We start from the raw sequence: 20,046 nt of genomic DNA, 5'->3' as shown, positions 1-20,046 counted from the left end.
GAAAAAACGAAGGGAAAAACGGCTTGCCGGAGCCGTGCAAGGGTGGTTATCAGGCCTCCGATGGTCTATATGATTCCCCAGCAGAACTGATCGGATTTCCCCTTTGTCCGAACCCGAAGACGACAAGCCCGGCGAGCCGCCGGTGCCCTCAGATATTCGTCCCGTTTCCATTCTCGACGAGATGAAGAAGTCCTACCTCGATTACGCGATGAGCGTGATCGTGTCGCGTGCGCTGCCCGATGCGCGCGACGGGCTCAAGCCGGTGCACCGGCGCATCCTCTATTCGATGCATGAGCAGGGACACACGCCGGACAAGAAATACGTCAAGTCCGCGCGCGTCGTCGGCGACGTGATCGGTAAATATCATCCACATGGCGACCAGTCGATTTACGACGCGATGGTCCGCATGGCGCAGGACTTCTCGCTGCGCGTGCCGTTGATCGACGGCCAGGGCAATTTCGGTTCGGTCGACGGCGATCCGCCGGCGGCCTATCGATATACGGAAGCGCGGCTGACCAAAGCGGCGCTTGCCGTTCTGGCCGACATCGACATGGACACCGTCGATTTCCAGCCGAACTACGACAACTCGGAGAAAGAGCCGGCGGTTCTGCCAGCCCGGTTCCCGAACCTCCTGGTCAACGGCGCCGGCGGCATCGCCGTCGGCATGGCGACCAACATCCCGCCGCACAACCTCGGCGAGGTCGTCGACGCCTGCGTGGCGCTGATCGACAATCCGGCGCTCACGATCGACGAGTTGATCGACATCATTCCCGGACCGGACTTCCCGACCGGCGGCATCATCCTGGGCCGCCAGGGCATCCGCTCGGCCTACCATCTTGGCCGCGGCTCGATCGTGATGCGCGGCAAGGTGGCGATCGACACGATCAGGAAGGATCGCGAAGCGATCATCATCACCGAGATCCCCTATCAGGTGAACAAGGCGACGATGGTCGAGCGCATCGCCGATCTGGTCAAAGAGAAGAAGATCGAGGGCATCGGCGACCTGCGCGACGAGTCCGATCGTGACGGCTATCGCGTCGTCATCGAGCTGAAGCGCGAAGCGGTGCCCGACGTGGTGCTGAACCAGCTCTACCGGTTCACGCCGCTGCAGACGAATTTCCCGGCCAACATCCTGGCGCTGGATTCCGGCCGTCCGCAGACGATGAATCTGAAGGACCTGCTCACCATCTTCGTCGCGTTCCGCGAGCAGGTGGTGACCCGGCGGACCAAGTTCCTGCTCGGCAAGGCCCGTGATCGCGCCCACATCTTGGTCGGCCTCGCGATCGCCGTCGCCAACATCGATGAGATGATCCGTGTCATTCGAACCTCGCCCGATCCGAACACCGCGCGCGAGGCGCTGATGTCGCGCGACTGGCCGGCACGCGACGTCGAGGCGATGATCACGCTGATCGACGATCCCCGGCATCGCATCAACGATGACGGCACGCTCCGGCTGTCGATGGAGCAGGCCAGGGCCATCCTCGATCTCCGGCTGCAGCGCCTGACCGCACTGGGGCGGGACGAAATATCCGAGGAGCTCGACAAGCTCGCCGCCGAGATCGCCGACTATCTCGACATCCTGCGCTCGCGTGCACGCGTGCAGGGCATCGTCAAGACCGAGCTCGCCGAGGTGAAGCAGCAGTTCGCCACCCCGCGCAAGACCGTGATCATCGAGCATGAAGGCGAGGTCGAGGACGAGGACCTGATCCAGCGCGAGGACATGGTCGTCACCGTGTCGCATGCGGGCTACGTCAAGCGCGTGCCGCTGTCGACCTACCGGGCGCAGCGCCGCGGCGGCAAGGGCCGCGCCGGCATGCAGACCCGCGACGAGGATTTCGTCGCGCGGTTGTTCGTGGCCTCGACCCACACGCCGGTGCTGTTCTTCTCGTCACGCGGCCAGGTCTACAAGGAGAAGGTCTGGCGGCTGCCGATGGCCGCTCCCAACGCGCGCGGCAAGGCGCTGATCAACATCCTGCCGCTGGAGCAGGGCGAGCGCATCACCACGATCATGCCGCTGCCGGAGGATGAATCCTCCTGGGGCAATCTCGACGTGATGTTCGCGACCACCAGCGGCACCGTTCGCCGCAACAAGCTGTCCGATTTCGTCGACGTCCGCCGCTCCGGCATCATCGCGATGAAGCTCGGCGAGGGCGAGGCGATCGTCGACGTGCAGATCTGCACCGAGCGCGACGACGTGCTGCTGACCGCCGCCGGCGGGCAGTGCATCCGCTTCCCGGTCACCGATGTGCGCGTCTTCACCGGCCGCACCTCGATGGGCGTGCGCGGCATCGCGCTGGCCGAGGCCGACAAGCTGATCTCGCTGGCGATTTTGCGCCATGTCGAGACCACCTCGGACGAGCGCTCGGCCTACCTGAAGATGCGCCGCGCGGTGGCCGGCGAGGCGACCGCCGAGGAGCCCGCCGATGCCGAGGGCGAGGAGACCACGAATGCGATCCAGCTGTCGCAGGAGCGCTACGCCGAGCTGTCGGCGGCCGAGCAGGTGGTGCTCACCGTCTCCGTTAATGGCTTCGGCAAGCGGACCTCGTCGTACGAGTACCGCACCACCGGCCGCGGCGGCAAAGGCATCGTCGCGATGAGCGTCAACAACCGCAACGGCAATCTGGTGGCGTCGTTCCCGGTCGAGGACGCCGACCAGATCATGCTGGTCACCGACAAGGGCCAGCTGATCCGCTGCCCGGTGGCCGACATCCGCGTCGCCGGCCGCTCGACCCAGGGCGTCATCGTGTTCGACACCGCCGAGGACGAGCATGTTGTCTCGGTCGAGCACATTCCGGAGGAAGAGAACGGCGCGAACGGGAACGGCGAGTAGGGCCGTTCCCGGACGTGGTTCGTTGCAGGCGGCTCGAGGTTGGGGCGCCACGCCAGGTTGACTGATGCTTGGGCACGCAGCGCTGCGCCCATACGTCGTTTCGCCGAGCTTCGCGAACGTGCGTCTCCGTTCGTCGAAGGGCGACCCGCTCAGGGCGTCTGGGGGACGGATAGCATTGTGAACAGAACGCTATCGCCGTCCCGTTGCGCTGTTTCGCGTGATGTCGCGTAGCCGTGCACGAGCTCCAAACCGCCTGCGGAAACATGCCATTTCCAGCGAGTCGGCTCTTTCTGCGCACTCACGATAACCTCGAGAAGGCGAACGCGGGTTTGTTTGGCCATCTTGCCGACATGCGTCTGAGTTGGCATTTGCCGATGCGCCCGATCTGGTCGCGCAGGAGCTATTTCTTCTTCCTCGGCGGCGGAGGATTGATCTCGGCGATCTTGCGCAGGCAATCGGCTTCGGTGTCATGCGGGCCGGTCACGAATGTTCCGCTGACTTTTGTGGAATACCAACCGGACGTCACGCCGAGGCGCACAGACTCTTCAGTCTTGACGTGACGAGGCGAGAGATTTTGCATGAAGCTCTTTCGGTGAGTGCGTTCGAATCTTTCTCGAACGCACGGAGGAGGCTTTCAACCACCCGGCTGGAACTTCGTCGGGTTCGCCTCGCGCTGGAAAGCCGCGCCAGTCGGCAAGCGTCGTCGTTCCTGCGCGCGATTGCAGCAAATAGCCAGCACTTTCTCGCGCGATACGGGTATTTGTCCGATCAGGCCGATCGTACCTTGTATTCGACCGCACAGTCGCCATGTCGGGAGGACAACCAGGAACGTATTTCGAATGAAGCTTCGCGTCGGATTCGAAATGCACTACGAGTTCCCGCAGCCGACGCCCATGATCATGGTGCTGGGCACGCACTTCACGCGCGCGTCCGATATCATTGTCCCCGACCACCTGACCACCACTCCCGCGGTGCCGATCACGCCGTACCGTGACGGATTCGGCAATTGGTGCAGCCGTATCGTTGCGCAGGCCGGTCCGATGCGCCTGGCGGCCGATGGCGTCGTGCGCGACAGCGGCGAGCCTGATCCGGTGTTTGCTTCGGCCGGTCAGCACGCGGTCGAGGACTTGCCGGCGGACACGCTGGTCTATCTGCTGGGCAGCCGCTATTGCGAGACCGACCGGCTTTCGGAAATCGCGTGGAAGTTGTTCGAGGGCACGCCGCCGGGCTGGCCACGGGTCCAGGCCATTTGCGATTTCGTCCATCACCACATCGTTTTCGGCTATGAGCACGCCCGCGCCACCAAGACGGCTCGGGAGGTGTTCGACGAAGGCAAGGGCGTGTGTCGCGACTACGCGCATCTCGCTATTGCCTTCTGCCGCTGCATGAACATTCCGGCGCGCTATTGCACCGGCTATCTCAGCGACATCGGGACCCCGCTGCCTTGGGCGGCCGGTGATTTCGCCGGCTGGTTCGAGGCCTATATCGGCGGCCGCTGGCATATGTTCGATCCGCGCAACAACGTGCCGAGGATCGGCCGGGTTCTGATCGCACAGGGACGGGATGCCTCCGACGTTCCGATCACCCAGACGTTTGGGCCAAACACGCTGGTTTCGTTCAAGGTCTGGACCGACGAGGTCGCGTCATGACGGATGATCCCCAAGTCCTCAGTTCGGACGAGTTCGCGTCCCTGGTTGAGGTCGGCAAGGGCGAGGCGCAACGGGAGATTCCCCAGTTGCATGGGGAGCGCCTGGTCGGTCTCGGCTACGCAGTCAGACGGCTCGGTGAACTCGGCCTGACCGCGGCCGGCGTTCGTCGTCTCGCGGCGGGCGAATAGGCCGTCCAGGTTCTCGGATGTCTGTGTCCGATTTGGGTCAATGAGCCACATCCTGGCCGGTCGAATTATCGAGTTCTCTGGTGAGGCCAGCCAGCGCATCCGCTTTGCCGACCTGAGCGAACCAGCACCACAGCTCCAGCGTCGAGGCGAGCCGGTAGAGCGCGATCGTCGCTTGCCAGTCGGGGCGGTCGAGCGCGCCATAGCCGGCGAGCAATCCTTCACGCCGCGCCGCATCTTTCGGGGTGAAGTAGTACAGCGCCTTGGCGATATCCATCAGGGGATCGCCGGCCGTCGCGTTCTCGAAATCAACGATGCCGCTAAGTTGCGGCGTGCCATCCGGCGTCACCAGCACGTTGCCGGCATGGAGATCGTAGTGGCAGAGGCGGGGCCGGTCGGCTGCGTCGAGCAGATGCGCGCGGGCAGCGATGCCGGCCCGGAGCCGCTCGGCCAGTGCAGCGTCTCCACCCCGGGCACAAAACTCGGTCAGCTTGCGGTCGAACTGCGTGGACATATAGGCGCGGTTCGTCTTGTGCGAGGTCCAGACCCCGTTCGGGCCGATATAGCCGAAGCTGTCGAGCGTGATGTCGTTGATCCTGCGCAACGCCGCGCCCATCTCGGCGAAGATCGCAAACTGTTCCTGATCGCCGAGCTCGGGATCGCGACGGCTCAGCTCGACGCCGTCGAGCTTGCTCATCAGCACGAAGCTCAGATCGATCACCGAACCGGTGTCGTCGGCGAGCAGAATGCGCGGGACGAGGATATCGACGTCGCGCAATAGCCCGTGGACGTAGACCTCCTTCGCCATCTTCCAGTGCAGCTGGGCGGGATAGACTTTGAGGATGCAGTCTGGCGCGTCGGCCAGCGCGATCTCGAGGATCGTGCTGATCTCGCCGCCGCGCAGCTCGACGACGTTGCGCACGGTCGCGCCCGGCGCGGCGCGGTTGACGATTGCCTGCGCCTGGCCGATCGAGACCGACAGCCGCGGCTTCAGCTGAAGAGGCGGATCGTCTGACATTGTCGGTTATCGTGGCCCGGATACAGCGGAACGAAATCCGGGCTTGTTGGCGATGTGGTGCAGGTTGTCCCGGATTGCGCTTCGCTTCATCCGGGCTAGGCGAGCCGTTCGATCAAATCTCGATCTCGGTGCCGAACTCCACGACCTGACCGGTCGGCACGCCGAAGAAGGCTGCCGAGCGCTCGGCGTTGCGCTGCAGGAAGGCGAACAGCGATTCACGCCACACCCACATGCCCGGAACGTCCTCGCGCGGGATGATGGTTTCACGGCCGATGTAGTAGGTCACGTCTGAGAGATCGATGCCGGGCAGCTTGCTCTGCCGGCAGGCGAGCTGCAGCCCCTCGTAGATCGTCGGATACTGCATGAAGCCGTAGTGCAGGATGATCCGGGTAATCCCCGGGCTGATCTCGATCACGTCGACGCGTTCCTCGTCGGGAATCCGCGGCCGCTCCTCGATCTGCACGGTGACCAACAGCACCCGCTCATGCAGCACGTGATTGTGTTTGACGAACTGGGTCAGCGCGAGCGGTACCCCGTTGGGAGCCGAGGCCAGGAATACGGCGGTGCCGGGCAGGCGGGCGCTGCACTTGTTGACCGCGGTCTCGATCAGATCCTCTTCGGGCTGGCGCAGCTTGGCGCGCGCCTTTTCGACCAGCTTGACGCCGCCGCGCCAGGTCATCATCAGGAACGCCACAGCCGCGGCAAGCAGCAGCGGGAACCAGCCGCCTTCAAAGAGTTTCTCGGTGTTCGCCGCAAAGAAGATCGCGTCGATGATGAAGAAGAAGCCGTTCACCGCGATCACGATGATCGGCGAATAGCCCCACTGGATCGCAACCAGCGCGGCGAGCAGTGTGGTGATCGCCATCAACAGCGACACGGCGATGCCGTAGGCGCCGGCGAGCGCGTCGGAGGTGCCGAACGCCAGCACTGCGCCGAGCGTGCCGGCCGCGAGCAGCCAGTTCACCAGAGGCACATAGATCTGCCCGATCGCGTCGCTCGTGGTGTGTTGGATATGCATGCGCGGCAGGAAGCCGAGCTGGATCGATTGCTGGGTCAGCGAGAACACGCCGGAGATGATGGCCTGCGAGGCAATCACGGTGGCGAGGGTGGCGAGCAAGACCAGTGGGTAGTGTGCCCAGTCGGGCGCGAGCTGGAAGAACGGGTTGTCGATCGAATTCGGGTCGTTGATCAATTCGCCGGCTTGGCCGAAATAGTTCAGCACCAGCGCGGGCAGGCAGATGGCGAACCAGGCGAGCCGGATCGGGAAGCGGCCGAAATGCCCCATGTCGGCGTACATCGCCTCACCGCCGGTGACCGCGAGGAATGCGGCGCCGAGGATGGCAAAGCTAACGTGGAAATCCTGGTGGATCAGGAAATCGAATGCATAGAACGGGCTCAGTGCGACCAGCACGCCGGGTGCTTTGACGATGCCGTGGATGCCGAGCGCTGCGAGCACGGCGAACCAGAACAGCATCACCGGGCCGAAGATCTTGCCGATGAAGCCGGTGCCCTGCTTCTGCATGAAGAACAGGCCGATCAGGATCACGACCGTGAGCGGCACCACCGCCGGCGTCAGCGAGGGTGCGTCGACCTTCAAGCCTTCGATCGCCGACAACACGGAAATGGCCGGCGTGATCGCTCCGTCGCCATAGAGCAGGGCCGCGCCAATCAGGCCGACGACCAGCAGATGGGCGCGCCAGGTGCCGGGCGCCGCGTTGCGTGCCGAGAGCAGCGCCAGCAGCGCGACGATGCCGCCTTCACCGCGGTTGTCCGCACGCAGTATCAGCATGGCGTATTTGACTGAAATGATGAGGATCAGCGCCCACAGGATCAGCGAGACCACTCCGAGCACTGCACTTTGCGTCAGCGGTCCGCCATGGGCGGCGGCCTTGGCGGCTTCCTTCAGGGCGTAAAGGGGGCTGGTGCCGATGTCGCCATAGACGACGCCGAGGGCACCGAGCGTGACGGCAACCGGAATCGGGCTGGTTGGAGGGTGGCCGGAAGAAACGACGGCGGGCGTACTGGTCACGGCAATCCCCTGATGGCTTGCGCCCGCCGGGTCATCCGGTTGGGCGCCTTAGACGATAGTCTGCGACGGGACGTCGCAAATTACCATTGGGTTTTGTGTGACGGACTGGGCTTACACCGAACTGACGGCGGGTTTCCGGGCCGGCGGCGCCGGAGCGGGAAGGGCAATCGCTTCGAGTTGCCGCGATGCGCGGCTACTTTGCATGGGGTTGTTTTCGAAATTTTTGGCAGCGCCGCCGATGCAAGTTGTCGGATTCGTCGTCTGCACCTGGAGCCAAACCTGGACCAGCGCCGAGTGTCCTCAAATCACCTACGGGGTGCGGTCGGCCGTGACGAGGCGGGCTTCGCGAACCACCGTCTTGTTACCCGCGCTGCGCAGGCAGGAGGCCTCGAAATTCGGCCAGGCCTGCTGCGAGCAGTCCTTGCCGACCGGGTGGACATCGAGACGATCGCTCTTGGCCAGCGGCTGCGGGGTGGAGGCTGCGACCTGCGGTGCAAAGCCCGGCAGAACGGTGAGCGCGGCGGCAATGAACGCGGCAACGGTGATAGCGGAAAGTGCCTTGATCATGACGGTCCCCATATGATCGGGCCCCCCGGGCCCGTCGTTTCGTTGTCCAATGTCTACCGGCCGCGCGTTTCCTGGCGTCTTCGCCAGGCTGGAAAATGGTTTCATCGCCGGCCGGTTTTGTTTCGTCCGCCAGCGGCCGACGAAACATTCACCCACGTAGACGCTGGCATCCCAGAACTCGTTCACTGGACGAGGTGCGATTTATTTCGTTCGACGGGTGGAACCCGGGCGGCTTGCCGGGGAGAGCCGGGCGGGTTAGGAGGGACCATGTCCCGTATCGCGCTCTATCCCGGCTCCTTCGATCCCGTCACCAACGGCCATCTGGACGTGGTCCGGCAGGCCGTCGGCCTGTGCGACCGCCTGGTCGTCGCCGTCGCCATCCACGCCGGCAAAAAGCCGCTGTTCACGACCGAGGAACGGCTGGACATGCTGCGCGAGGTGTGCGGCCCGATCGCCCAGCAGGCGGGCTGCGCCTTCGATTGCACCACCTATGACAATCTGACGGTGACGGCGGCGCGCAAGCTCGGCGCCACCATCATGATTCGCGGCCTGCGCGACGGCACCGACCTCGACTACGAGATGCAGCTCGCCGGCATGAACGAGGCGATGGCGCCCGAGGTGCATACCGTGTTCGTTCCGGCGTCGGTCGCGGTCCGCCCGATCACCGCCACACTGGTGCGCCAAATCGCCCAGATGGGCGGCGACTTCTCTGCATTCGTGCCGTCATCAGTCGCCGCTAGCCTGAAGGCCAAGTTCGCCGGCTGATGCCGGCGGCCTGCCACACCCAGAACGCCCAGAGGTCCGGAGTTTCCATGATCCGCATTCTTGCATTCGTTGCCGCGCTGCTCTTTGTCGTGCCTGCGGTCGCGCAGCCGCTGCCTGCCAATCTCGACAAGGCCAATGCGATCGTGATCGACACCACCAAGGGCCGCATCGTCATCAAGCTGCGCACCGACATCGCGCCCAAGCATGCCGAGCGGATCAAGCAGCTGGCGCGCGAGGGATTCTACAACAACGTGCCGTTCCATCGCGTGATGGATGGCTTCATGGCGCAGACCGGCGACGGCCAGAACTTCAACGGCACCGGCGGCTCGAAATATCCGAACCTGAAGCAGGAATTCTCGCAGGTCCCGTTCAAGCGCGGCATCGTCGGCATGGCCCGGCGCGGCGACTCTGTCGACAGCGCCAATTCGCAGTTCTTCATCATGTTCGCCGACGGATCGAGCCTCAATGGCCAGTACACCGTGGTCGGCGAGGTGGTGTCGGGCATGGACGTGGTCGACAAGCTGAAGAAGGCTCCCGCGGGCTCGCCCGGCGGCGCCGTCACCGATCCCGACAAGATGGTGAAGGTGCAGGTCGCATCCGACATCAAGTGATCGGCGATGGCGGCGCGCAGCAAGCCACTTGCCTGGTTCGCCGCGCCGCTGATGCTGTGGCTCGCGCTGACCGGATCGGCGGCGGCGGAGCCGGAGCAACTCAATACGATCCGGGACGTTGTTCTGGCGATCCATCGTTGCTGGCGGCCGCCGCCGGCGGACAAGGCCGGCCCGATCGACATTACCGTGATCGTCAGCTTCAACCGTGAGGGCGCGATCCTCGGGCATCCCAGGATCAGCTATGAATCGCAGGAAGCGACCGACAACGACCGGATCGCGTACCGGGTCGCGGTGATGGAGGCGTTGCAACGCTGCACGCCGATGCCATTTACCGAGAGCCTGGGCGGTGCGGTTGCGGGCCGTCCATTCGCGATCCCTTTCAGGAACAAGAAATATCCACCCCGAAGCCAGGAGAAGCGAGCATGGCTGCTACCGAAAATACTCTGATCCTCGAAACCACGCAGGGCCCGGTCACAATCGAGATGCGCCCGGATCTTGCGCCCGGTCACGTCGCGCGGATCAAGGAGCTGGTGCGCGAAGGCTTCTACGACGGCATCGTGTTCCATCGCGTGATCGATGGCTTCATGGCGCAGACCGGCTGCCCGCAGGGCACTGGCATGGGCGGCTCCGGCAAGAAGTTGAAGGCAGAGTTCAACAAGGAGCCGCATGTCCGCGGCACCGCCTCGATGGCCCGCGCCGCCAATCCGGATTCCGGCGACAGCCAGTTCTTCATTTGCTTCGACGACGCCTCCTTCCTCAACGGCCAGTACACGGTCTGGGGCAAGGTCACCGAGGGCATGGAGAACGTCGACAAGATCAAGCGCGGCGAGCCGGTGAAGGATCCGGACAAGATCGTCAAGGCGCGCATGGCCGCCGACGCGGCGTAAGTCACTCGGCGTCATTCCGGGGCACGCGGAGCGTGAACCCGGAATCTCGCGCCGCAATCTCGAGGTTCCGGGTTCGATGCTGCGCATCGCCCCGGAACGACGTGGCGGGTATGCCATGCGCACCGATCTCTTCGATTTCGAACTGCCGCCCGAGAGCATCGCGCTTCGCCCCGCGAGCCCGCGCGATTCCGCGCGGATGCTGGTGGTGCATCCGGACGGCGTGCTGCGCGACGCCACCATTGCCGACCTACCGCATTGGCTCGAGGCGGGTGATCAGATCGTGGTCAACGACACCAAGGTGATCGCGGCTCAGCTCAAGGGCCGCCGGATCGGGCGCGAGACCGAGCCGAAGATCGAGGCGACCCTGATCAAGCGGCTAGACGGCTCGCGCTGGCAGGCGCTGGTGAAGCCGGCGAAGAAGCTCAGTCCCGGCGACACCATCCGCTTCGGCAATGAGGGCAAGGTCTGCCTGCTCGGCAATCTCGATGCAGAGGTTGAGGCCAAGGGGCAGGAGGGCGAGGTGACGCTGTCATTCTCATTCCATGGTCCGGTGCTCGACCAGGCCATCGCCGATGTCGGCGCCACGCCACTGCCGCCCTACATCGCCTCCAAGCGCACGCCCGACGAGAAGGACGCCAGCGACTACCAGACCATGTTCGCCGCCAATGAAGGCGCGGTCGCAGCACCGACGGCGGGGCTGCATTTCACGCCGGCGCTGGAAGCCACGCTGAAGAGCCACGGCGTCGCGCTGCATCGCCTGACGCTGCATGTCGGGGCAGGGACTTTCCTGCCGGTCAAAGTGGACGAAACCTCCGAGCACAGGATGCATGCCGAATGGGGCTGCATCACCGCCGAGACCGCTGCTGCCTTGAACGCTGCGCGCGCAAAGGGCGGCCGGATCGTCGCGATCGGCACCACATCGCTGCGGCTGCTGGAGAGTGCCGCCAATGCCGACGGCACCATCCAGCCGTTTGCCGCGGAAACCTCGATCTTCATCACGCCGGGCTATCGTTTCCGTGCGGTTGATATTCTGCTGACGAACTTCCACCTGCCGCGCTCGACGCTGTTCATGCTGGTCTCGGCCTTCTCCGGCCTCGAGACGATGCAGAATGCCTACGCGCACGCGATCAGCGACGGCTACCGGTTCTATTCATACGGCGATGCGTGCCTGTTGTTTCGGGCGCGTGAGCCGCGCGGAGACTCAGATTTGTAGCGGCGCAGGTGGGTTATACGGCTTCGCCTAACCCACCCTACGAACCCGACAAGCCCCTCACGCCATCGCGCGCTCGGGCAACAGCTCGGCGATCTGCACCGCGTTCAGCGCAGCGCCCTTGAGCAGCTGATCTGCCGCGACGAACATCGAGATCGAGTGCCCGGAGGGATCGCTGAGATCCTTGCGGATGCGGCCGACCAGCACATCGTCCTGGCCGGAAGCGTCGATCGGCATCGGGAAGTAGTTCTTGGCGCGATCGTCGACGATCTTGACGCCCGGCGCCTGCGCCATGATCGCGCGCACCTGGTCCTCGGTGATCGGCTTCTCGCATTCGAAGGTGATCGCCTCGCAATGCGCGCGCAGCACCGGCACCCGCACGCAGGTGACGCCGACCGCGATCTTGTCGTCCTCGAAGATCTTGTGGGTCTCCTTGATGACCTTGGTCTCTTCGTCGTTGTAGCCGGTCTCCGGATCGATGGCCGTGTTGTGGTTGAACAGGTTGAAGGCGTAGGGGTGCGGCATCACCTTCGGGGTGTAGACCTGTCCGTTGAGATTGGCACGGGTGGATTCGACGAGCTCCTCCATCGCGGCAGCTCCCGCACCGCTCGCGGCCTGGTAGGTCGAGATGATCACGCGCTTGATGCGGTTCTTCCGGTGGATCGGCCACAGCGGCACCAGCGCGGTGATGGCGGCGCAGTTCGGGTTGGCGATGATGCCCTTGTGGTCGCGGATGCGGTTGGCGTTGATCTCGGGGATCACCAGCGGCACGTTCGGATCCATCCGGAAGGCCGACGAATTGTCGACCACGACGGCGCCGGACTTCACGGCAACCGGTGCGAACTTCTTCGAGATGCCGCTGCCGGCCGAGAACAGCGCGATGTCGACGCCCTCGAAGGCGCGCTCGGTCAGTTCCTCGATCACGACCGGCTTGCCGCGGAAGCTGACGGTCTTGCCGGCCGAGCGGGCGCTTGCCAGCGCCTTCAGCTTGCCGACACGGAAGCCGCGCTTGTCCATGGTGGCGATGAATTCGGCGCCGACTGCGCCGGTGACGCCGACAATCGCGACGACGGGATCGTTACTCACTTTGTCCTCCATTCGAGTTTGAGCGTGACGCACGCAACAAAAAAGCCCCGGACCTTCATCAGGCGGGGCTTCGGGTAGAGATGATGCTGTACGACCGACTACGCGCGCACGCCTCCCGAGGCCCCAGAGGGCTTGGTGGTTTTGGTGGTGCGTTTGGTCGCGGTGATCATGGTGCGGACTTATGCGGCAGAGATCGGCGTCCGTCAACGGCTTTTAGGCGAAAACTTGGCAAGGGAGAACCAGGCAAGCCCTGCGACGCCCTCAGCGCCTGCGCGCGCCGGGCGGCTCGAGGATCACCTCTTTCAGATCGCTGCCCGTCAGCACCACGATGACGAAATTGAGCTTGCCGCGTTCGCGCATCAGGCCGCCGCTGATCGCCTTGCCCGAGGTGGTGTGCTCGGCGACGCGCACCGCATCGGCGAGGCGATGCCGGAGCGCCCTGAGCACGACGAGGTTGTCGCGGTCTTCAGCGCCGAGGGAGGCCAGCGGCGAAGGCGGCTCGCCGCCGACCACTTGGCCCGTCGAGGCGTCGATCGCATGCTGCCAGATCCGGTTCTGCTGCATGGTCTTGACCCGATAGACTGCGGGATCCGACGCGCCGTCGAAGCTGATGTCGGCGGTGATCGAGCCCGAGTGCAGCGCCTCGGCAATCGCCATCGCCTTGCGCAGCGAGATCTGGGCGGATTGGAAGCTGTCGAGCTCACGGCGAACCGCATGCACATCGAGCGCGCTGTCACTGTCCTGCGGGGTGAGGGCTGCGGCAGCCGAGCTCGTGATCGCATGGGCCGGCGACGCGAAGGGAAAGGCCAGCAGAGCGGTTGCCAGCAGCCGCGTTCCCAATGCCCAATGCCTCAGTGCGCGCAATCGTCCTGTCCTCATCGTCGAACCTGTATTGACATGTGCACGCGTATGACCCGCGTTCGCAGAGCGAGGAGGCGGGTCGAGAAAGGTGCGGCCGACCTTTGTTGGTCACAGGTCGGCCGCCGAACGTTCAGACGGTGCAATGGCGGCAGCTCCGTCGTGACGGTCGAAGTTTACAAGGCGACGCAGAACCCTTGGGGGGCTGATCCGGGCTGAGCGTCTCTTTGCAACTAAACAATACGGTTTCGTTCTGTTTATTCAAGACTCATCACGGCAACGTGTAAGACGACGAAACGATCCTATAAAAACGGTCAGCGCGCCGGCCGGCGACGTGTCTTGGCGGCGTCCCGCAGCCGGTCCCGCGGTCCCACGGCACCGGCGAGGAACAGCCGGATCGAGACTTCCATCCGCGTCACGGCGGCCTTCATGTCGATCGGAATCCCGAATGTCGCCATCCGGTGGGTGTGGCCGACCACCATGTTGAGGAAGGTCTCGGCCGCTATCGTCGTGTCCTCGAGGTCGAGGGCGCCATTGTCGACCAGATGGTCGAAGAAATCCGCTGTGGTCGACACCGCTTTCGACCAACCTTCGTCGACGGCCAGCTTGGCGACCTCGGGGAAATTGATCGCCTGCGCGGTCAGGATCCGGCTGAAGGCGATCGAGTCGGCGCTGCAGTTCAGCACCAGGAGCTGGCGCCCGAGCTCGATCAACCGTTCCTCGACCGAACCGTCGCAGCTACCGCCAGCCTGCGCTTCGGCCGCCGCGGCGGCGAGCGGGGCGAGCCAGCGGGCGATCTCGCGCCTGAGCACCGCGGTGAACAGGCCGCGCTTGTCGCCATACTGTCCGTAGACGGTGGGCTTGCTGACGCGGGCTGCCTCTGCCACGGCGTCGATCGACGTCGCGTCGAAGCCGCGCTCAAGGAACAGGCGCGTCGCGACCTCGATCAGCCGCTGGTCCCGCTCGATCGCAGCATCCCTGGTCGGCCGTCCGCCGCGTGACTTGATCACGCCGCGCTTGGCCACCTTGGCCTTGGTTGCCGTCAATCCCATTGCCCATTCATCTCGTTGTGCGTTCGGACGGGTCTGTCCGGTCTATAACCCGCGCAATGCGGATTCGTCCATTCGGCGGTACCAGGAGCTGGCCGCTTTAGGGCGGCGTCGCGGTCCAGGCCTGCCCCGCGGCGGCCTTCTGGTAGCCGTGCTGGTAGAGCGCGCGCATATAGGCGGTATCGAAGCCCTGGGTCTCCGGCGCAGGATAGTCGCGCTCGATGTAGGACAGATGGAAGCCCAGCCGGTTGCGGCGGGCGAAATCATAGGTCGAGAGAATAACCGAGCGCGTCTGCGCCTGCGTGATCGCGGAAATGCTGCGCGAGGCGACGTCGATCGTCGAGTTCGACACCAGCTCGAAATTGCCCTCGAGCTTCTTGTTGACGAGGATGTAGATGCTCATGTGGCCGTTGGCGGGCCAGGCACGCTCGCGGAACAGCAGTGCGTCCGGCAGCGTCAGGACCGGCGCCGTCACGCCGCCGTCGACATGCATCTCCTGGAAGCGGCGGCCCTGGCCCTCGGCGTCGATCATGATCGGCGGAAACACCAGCGGGATGCTGGCGGAGGCCGCCATCACGTCGCGAAACAGCTGCAGCGCCTCCGGCGTTCCGACGGCAGCGATCCGTCCCATGTCCCAGATCACCGTGCGCTGGGTGTCGAGATCGGTGGTGACGATCAGGAGCTTCCGGCCCTTGGCGTTTTCGCGCGCCACCTCGCTCAGGATGCCCTGGCCGACGTAACGGGCCACCAGCTCGCGCAGCCGCTTGTTGCCGAACAGGCCGGAGCCGAACAGCACCCGCATCAGGCTCGCGTCCTGCAGCAGGCTTTCGGCGATGCCCGACGTGTAGACCTCCTTCAGCGTATCGTCGTAGCGCGGGCCGAGGAATGCAAAGGGGGCGATCAGTCCGCCGGTGCTGACACCGGAGACGACCGAGAAGCTCGGGCGGTTGCCGGCAGCGGTCCAGCCGTTGAGGACGCCGACGCCATAGGCCCCATCGGCGCCGCCGCCGGAGAGGGCGAGATAGGTTTTGATCGGGGCAACGGTATTCTTCTCGAGCCGGAATTTGGACGCCGGCTCGTCGGCGTAGCGGCGCAGCCCGTCGAGATCGAGCACCCGCGAATTGGCGGCATCCGCAACCGTGTAGGGCATACGCGGCAGCGAACTGCAGGCCGCCAGCGCGAAGGCGAGCCCGCACAGCAGCACGGCTTGCCGGATCGCATGAGCGGGCGTCATCCGATGGCGGACGCCGTCAGGCCGGGCGCTGGAGGGTGGGAACATCTCGGCCAGTCAGGTCTCGCGCGGATTGCTGTCGCGGCGGGACGACCCGCTGCCTTATTCTCGACATAAAACGATACGGTTTCGTTTTGTTTAGCGGAAGGACCGTCCCTCGGCAAGCATCCGTCCGGTCGTTGGCGTTCACGAAGTCGCGCGAAGACCGTTACCTCGACGGGTTGATCGGGCATCGGCGACACGCAATAAGCAGCCACATGACTCTTCCCAATCATTTCGAGCTGCTGGCCACTGACGGTGCTGCCCGCACCGGGCGCCTGACCACGCCGCATGGCGTCGTCCGGACACCCGCATTCATGCCGGTCGGTACCGCAGGTGCGATGAAAGGCATGCATTGGCGCGAGGTGCGCGATGCCGGCGCCGATATCGTGCTCGGCAACACCTATCACTTGATGCTGCGGCCGGGCGCGGAGCGGATCGCAGGGCTTGGCGGCCTGCAGCGCTTCACCGGGTGGGGTGGCCCGATGCTGACGGATTCCGGCGGCTTCCAGGTGATGTCGCTCTCCGAGCTGCGCAAGGTGACCGAGAAGGCCGTGACCTTCCGCTCACATATCGACGGCGCCAAGGTCGAGCTGTCGCCGGAGCGCTCGATCGAGGTGCAACGGCTGCTCGGCTCCGACATCGCAATGCAGATGGACGAGTGCGTGCGGTTGCCGGCCGAGCGCGCCGACATCGAGCGCGCGATGCAGCTGTCGCTGCGCTGGGCCGAACGCTCCAAGCGTGCCTTCGAGAGCGCGCCGGACGGCTACATGCTGTTCGGTATCGTCCAGGGCGGCGATATCCCTGATCTGCGCCACGCCAGCGCCCGCGGGCTGACCGAGGTCGGCTTTCACGGCTACGCGATCGGCGGGCTGGCGGTCGGCGAGCCGCAGGCGGTGATGCTCTCGATGATCGAGGAGACCGCGCCGGCGCTGCCGTCCGATCGGCCGCGCTATCTGATGGGCGTCGGCACGCCGGAGGACATTCTTGAGGCGGTGGCGCGCGGCGTCGACATGTTCGACTGTGTGATGCCGACACGGAACGGCCGCCACGGCATGGCGTTCACCAGGTTCGGGCAGATCAACCTGCGCAACGCCCGGCACATCGACGATCCGCGTCCGCTCGATGAGGAGAGTTCGTGGCCAGGCGCGCGCAACACTTCGCGCGCCTATCTGCACCATCTCGTACGTGCCGGCGAGACACTTGGGGCAATGCTGCTGTCCGAAATCAACGTCGCCTATTACCAGGAGCTGATGCAGGGCATCCGTGACGCGGTGGCAAACGGCACCTTCGAGGATTTCAAAACGAAAACGCGCGCCGGTTGGGCGCGCGGTGACATCGCTCCGAGGTGAGCTTATGTGATCAGTTGCACACGATCGGTTTCACCGTGTGCTTGGTCACGAACCCGTAACCGCAATTGTCGCAGGTCCAGAGATAGCTGATCAAATTGTCGAACAGGTACGCAGACGCTTCCGCCGCTACCATGGAGTCAGCACACACGGGACAGGTCGGCAGATGGCTGCCGCGCGGATCGGGCCTGGACGCTGCGGTCGACCGGACTTCAGCAAGTGCTGGCATGTGCGCCTCCCTTTGCGTTCTGAGCTGCACCTGACGAAAGTATATAGACGCACTTGTTTGACCTTGTCGCAACACAAATGCGTAGGTTTTACGTTATTTGCGCAGGTTCTAGTTTTTGCGATGCAACGAATTGGCGCCTCGGCGGTTTCTCACTTGCGCGTCATGATGCGCTGCTTCTAATGAAAGAAGACCGCATATTTCCAGCATATCCCGCAACAGGAGCCACTTGATGGACGCGCCGTCGACAACGAGTGCAGTGCAACCCGGACGCGGTCGCGTCTTCGACTCCATCGTCGATGCGATCGGCTCGACGCCGATCGTGCGGCTGCGCAGGCTGCCGCAGGCCAATGGCGTCAACGCCACGATCCTTGCCAAGCTGGAATACTTCAACCCGGCGGCCAGTGTGAAGGATCGCATCGGCGCGGCGATGATCGTGGCGATGGAGAAGGCCGGCATCATCAACGCCGACACCGTGCTGATCGAGCCGACCTCGGGCAACACCGGGATTGCGCTTGCCTACGTCGCGGCATCGCGCGGCTATCGGCTGAAGCTCGTGATGCCGGAGTCGATGTCGATCGAGCGGCGGCGGATGCTCGCCTTCCTCGGCGCCGAGATCGTGCTGACCCCGGCGGCGCAGGGCATGAAGGGCTCGATCGCGACCGCGGAAGAACTCGTGCGTACGACGCCCAACGCCGTCATGCCGCAGCAGTTCAAGAACCTCGCCAATCCCGAAATCCATCGCCGCACCACGGCGGAGGAAATCTGGAACGACACCGGCGGCAACATCGACTATTTCGTCGCTGGCGTCGGCACCGGCGGCACCATCACCGGCGTCGGGCAGGTGCTAAAGCCGCGCAAGCCGTCCTTGCGCGTCGTCGCGGTGGAGCCGGAGGAGAGCCCGGTGCTGTCGGGCGGCCAGCATACGCCGCACAAGATCCAGGGCATCGGTGCGGGCTTCATTCCTGACATCCTCGACCGCTCGGTGATCGACGAGATCGTCAAGGTCAACAGCGCGACCGCGATCGAGACCGCGCGCGCGCTGGCGCGCAACGAGGGAATTCCCGGCGGTATTTCGTCGGGGGCGGCGATCGCGGCCGCCTTGCAGATCGGCAAGCGGCCGGAGGCTGCGGGCAAGACCATCCTTGCGATTGTGCCGTCGTTCTCGGAGCGCTATCTGTCGACAGTACTGTTTGAAGGAATTTGAGACACAGGAATCCAGAACATGGCCGACCAGCCGAGACGACCGCGAACCCTGAACGATGCCCGTAGCGAAGCCGAGGCGGCATTCAAACGGGCCACTACCAAGGTCGCGGATGCGCTGCCAAAGACTGCGGCCGTCCCGGTCCCCGGCGTCCGGGAGCAGGTCACGCTGCGGATCGATCAGGACGTGCTGGCATATTTCCAGGAGGGCGGCCCGGGCTGGCAGGACCGCATCAACGCGGCGCTGCGCAAGGCCGCCGGCAAGTAACTCGCTTTCGAAGCAGAGAAGCCCGGGATGATCCCCGGGCTTTTTGGTCGAGCGGCGCGGTGTAACGCTGCGTGGCCGTCACTTTACACGCGCCGGCAGCTTTGCCCCGGGCTTCAGGTTCAGGAGGTTGCCGGTCAGAATCATGGCGGCGCCAAGCAGCGTATAGGCGTCGAGCTGCTCGGCATAGATCAGCCACCCGACGATCGCGGTGAGCGGTACCCGGACGAAATCCATCGGGATCACAACGGTCGCATCGGCATGGAGCAGGGCGCGCGCCATGCAGTAATGCGAGAAGGTGCCGCAGAATGCGATCACCGCAAGCCAGCCCCAGGTGGACAGCGGCGGCCAGGTCCAGACGTAGAGCGCAGGCCCGATGCTGGCCAGCGACTGCACCACCAGCATCCAGAAGATGATCGTCAGCGCCTGCTCGGTTCGCGTCAGCGATTTGACCACGACGATCGAGACTCCGAAGCCCATGGCAGCGGCAAGCGCGATCAGCTGCCCCGGATTGATCGCACCGGTCGCCGGTCGCACGATCACGATGACGCCGACCAGGCCAAGCACGATTGCAACGATCTTCCAGGATGTCATGCGTTCGCCGAGGAAGCCTGCCGCGAGGATCGCGGTCCAGATCGGCATCGTGAACTCGATCGCGACCACCTGACCGATCGGGATCAGTGTCAGCGCATAGAACCAGCCGAGCTGCGCGCAGAAGTGGATCAGGTTGCGCGCAATGTGCAGGTGCACGCGTGCGGTCTTCACGATCGCAAAGCCGCCATTGATGTGGACCAGCGGATACAGCATCACGAAGCCGAGCACGCCGCGCACGGCCATCAGCTGGAAGACGTTGACCTCGCGCGTCGCCTCGCGGCCAGCCACCGCCACGATCAGCATCAGCGCGAGCCAACCGGACATCCACAGTGCTGCGCGGGTCTTTGAGGGCGTGCGATCCATGATCGGAGTGTGATGAGGAGGGATTCTCGGTA

General features: G+C 64.5%; 21 protein-coding genes. 11 read left to right on the top strand and 10 right to left on the bottom strand.

The genetic code is table 11. From position 1 onward, the window contains the following. Positions 1–103: 103 nt before the first annotated feature. A complete protein-coding gene (gene gyrA, locus CO675_RS12210; RefSeq protein ID WP_097672147.1) occupies positions 104–2,830 on the top strand; it encodes a DNA gyrase subunit A in 2,727 nt (908 codons plus the stop codon). Between the two features lie 400 nt (positions 2,831–3,230). Here the strand turns inward: gyrA and CO675_RS12200 are convergent, their stop codons facing one another. Next, on the bottom strand, positions 3,231–3,410 hold the full coding sequence (locus CO675_RS12200) for a hypothetical protein (RefSeq protein ID WP_092114072.1): 180 nt from the start codon (positions 3,408–3,410) through the stop codon (positions 3,231–3,233). A gap of 259 nt (positions 3,411–3,669) precedes the next feature. Here CO675_RS12200 and CO675_RS12195 point away from each other — a divergent pair, with 259 nt between their 5' ends. Both CO675_RS12195 and CO675_RS12190 read left to right on the top strand, forming a co-directional pair. Continuing rightward, positions 3,670–4,479 (top strand): transglutaminase-like domain-containing protein, encoded by an 810-nt coding sequence (locus CO675_RS12195; RefSeq protein WP_097672145.1) that lies wholly within the window; start codon positions 3,670–3,672, stop codon positions 4,477–4,479. Next, positions 4,476–4,667 carry a hypothetical protein gene (locus CO675_RS12190; RefSeq protein WP_097672144.1) on the top strand — a complete coding sequence of 64 codons (192 nt, stop codon included), beginning with the start codon at positions 4,476–4,478 and terminating at the stop codon, positions 4,665–4,667. Before CO675_RS12195 ends, CO675_RS12190 begins: the two co-directional genes overlap by 4 nt. A 37-nt stretch (positions 4,668–4,704) precedes the next feature. Here CO675_RS12190 and CO675_RS12185 read toward each other — a convergent pair whose 3' ends face one another. From CO675_RS12185 to CO675_RS12175, 3 genes are all read right to left on the bottom strand, one after another. Next, positions 4,705–5,682, bottom strand: a complete 978-nt coding sequence (locus CO675_RS12185) for a phosphotransferase family protein (RefSeq protein WP_097672143.1) — start codon at positions 5,680–5,682, stop codon at positions 4,705–4,707. 112 nt (positions 5,683–5,794) lie between these two features. After that, positions 5,795–7,660, bottom strand: a complete 1,866-nt coding sequence (locus tag CO675_RS12180) for a potassium transporter Kup (protein ID WP_097672286.1) — start codon at positions 7,658–7,660, stop codon at positions 5,795–5,797. Positions 7,661–8,020: 360 nt separating this feature from the next. Then, entirely contained in the window at positions 8,021–8,278 is a 258-nt protein-coding gene (locus tag CO675_RS12175; RefSeq protein ID WP_097672285.1) for a hypothetical protein, read from the bottom strand. A 267-nt stretch (positions 8,279–8,545) separates the two neighbouring features. Here CO675_RS12175 and coaD point away from each other — a divergent pair, with 267 nt between their 5' ends. The 5 genes from coaD (at position 8,546) to queA (ending at position 11,754) form a co-directional block, all read left to right on the top strand. Continuing rightward, entirely contained in the window at positions 8,546–9,043 is a 498-nt protein-coding gene (gene coaD, locus CO675_RS12170) for a pantetheine-phosphate adenylyltransferase (protein WP_097672142.1), read from the top strand. Between the two features lie 47 nt (positions 9,044–9,090). Then, positions 9,091–9,654 (top strand): peptidylprolyl isomerase, encoded by a 564-nt coding sequence (locus CO675_RS12165; protein ID WP_097672141.1) that lies wholly within the window; start codon positions 9,091–9,093, stop codon positions 9,652–9,654. A gap of 6 nt (positions 9,655–9,660) precedes the next feature. Next, positions 9,661–10,101: a UCP034077 family protein gene (locus CO675_RS12160; protein ID WP_097672140.1), complete on the top strand. Its 441-nt coding sequence runs from the start codon at positions 9,661–9,663 to the stop codon at positions 10,099–10,101. Beyond that, positions 10,077–10,541 (top strand): peptidylprolyl isomerase, encoded by a 465-nt coding sequence (locus CO675_RS12155; protein ID WP_016846097.1) that lies wholly within the window; start codon positions 10,077–10,079, stop codon positions 10,539–10,541. The genes CO675_RS12160 and CO675_RS12155 overlap by 25 nt, the downstream gene beginning before the upstream one ends. A gap of 115 nt (positions 10,542–10,656) precedes the next feature. Further along, complete coding sequence (queA, locus tag CO675_RS12150; RefSeq protein WP_097672139.1) at positions 10,657–11,754, top strand: tRNA preQ1(34) S-adenosylmethionine ribosyltransferase-isomerase QueA; 1,098 nt, start codon at positions 10,657–10,659, stop codon at positions 11,752–11,754. A gap of 57 nt (positions 11,755–11,811) precedes the next feature. Here queA and CO675_RS12145 read toward each other — a convergent pair whose 3' ends face one another. The 4 genes from CO675_RS12145 to CO675_RS12130 form a co-directional block, all read right to left on the bottom strand. Then, positions 11,812–12,849 carry an aspartate-semialdehyde dehydrogenase gene (locus tag CO675_RS12145; RefSeq protein WP_097672138.1) on the bottom strand — a complete coding sequence of 346 codons (1,038 nt, stop codon included), beginning with the start codon at positions 12,847–12,849 and terminating at the stop codon, positions 11,812–11,814. 249 nt (positions 12,850–13,098) lie between these two features. Beyond that, a complete protein-coding gene (locus CO675_RS12140) occupies positions 13,099–13,701 on the bottom strand; it encodes a PepSY domain-containing protein (protein ID WP_245452727.1) in 603 nt (200 codons plus the stop codon). A 308-nt stretch (positions 13,702–14,009) separates the two neighbouring features. Further along, on the bottom strand, positions 14,010–14,747 hold the full coding sequence (locus tag CO675_RS12135; RefSeq protein WP_097672136.1) for a TetR/AcrR family transcriptional regulator: 738 nt from the start codon (positions 14,745–14,747) through the stop codon (positions 14,010–14,012). A 97-nt stretch (positions 14,748–14,844) separates the two neighbouring features. After that, positions 14,845–15,978, bottom strand: a complete 1,134-nt coding sequence (locus tag CO675_RS12130; protein WP_097672135.1) for a patatin-like phospholipase family protein — start codon at positions 15,976–15,978, stop codon at positions 14,845–14,847. A 254-nt stretch (positions 15,979–16,232) separates the two neighbouring features. On the opposite strand from CO675_RS12130, the gene tgt reads away from it, so the two are divergent. Further along, positions 16,233–17,366 (top strand): tRNA guanosine(34) transglycosylase Tgt, encoded by a 1,134-nt coding sequence (tgt, locus tag CO675_RS12125; RefSeq protein WP_097672134.1) that lies wholly within the window; start codon positions 16,233–16,235, stop codon positions 17,364–17,366. 10 nt (positions 17,367–17,376) lie between these two features. On the opposite strand, the gene CO675_RS12120 is transcribed toward tgt, so the two are convergent. After that, positions 17,377–17,592: a hypothetical protein gene (locus tag CO675_RS12120; protein ID WP_097672133.1), complete on the bottom strand. Its 216-nt coding sequence runs from the start codon at positions 17,590–17,592 to the stop codon at positions 17,377–17,379. A 229-nt stretch (positions 17,593–17,821) separates the two neighbouring features. Between CO675_RS12120 and cysK the strand changes: the two genes are divergently transcribed. Both cysK and CO675_RS12110 read left to right on the top strand, forming a co-directional pair. Then, positions 17,822–18,796 (top strand): cysteine synthase A, encoded by a 975-nt coding sequence (gene cysK, locus CO675_RS12115; protein ID WP_097672132.1) that lies wholly within the window; start codon positions 17,822–17,824, stop codon positions 18,794–18,796. An 18-nt stretch (positions 18,797–18,814) separates the two neighbouring features. After that, on the top strand, positions 18,815–19,060 hold the full coding sequence (locus CO675_RS12110; RefSeq protein WP_092114100.1) for a BrnA antitoxin family protein: 246 nt from the start codon (positions 18,815–18,817) through the stop codon (positions 19,058–19,060). A gap of 78 nt (positions 19,061–19,138) precedes the next feature. On the opposite strand, the gene CO675_RS12105 is transcribed toward CO675_RS12110, so the two are convergent. Beyond that, a complete protein-coding gene (locus CO675_RS12105) occupies positions 19,139–20,014 on the bottom strand; it encodes a DMT family transporter (protein WP_097672131.1) in 876 nt (291 codons plus the stop codon). Positions 20,015–20,046: the final 32 nt, after the last annotated feature.

Origin of the sequence: Bradyrhizobium sp. C9, from assembly GCF_002532045.1 — a bacterium.
Classification (GTDB): Bacteria; Pseudomonadota; Alphaproteobacteria; order Rhizobiales; family Xanthobacteraceae; genus Bradyrhizobium.
The sequence above is the reverse complement of the archived record's forward strand: the minus strand, read 5'-3'. Positions and strand labels throughout refer to the sequence as shown.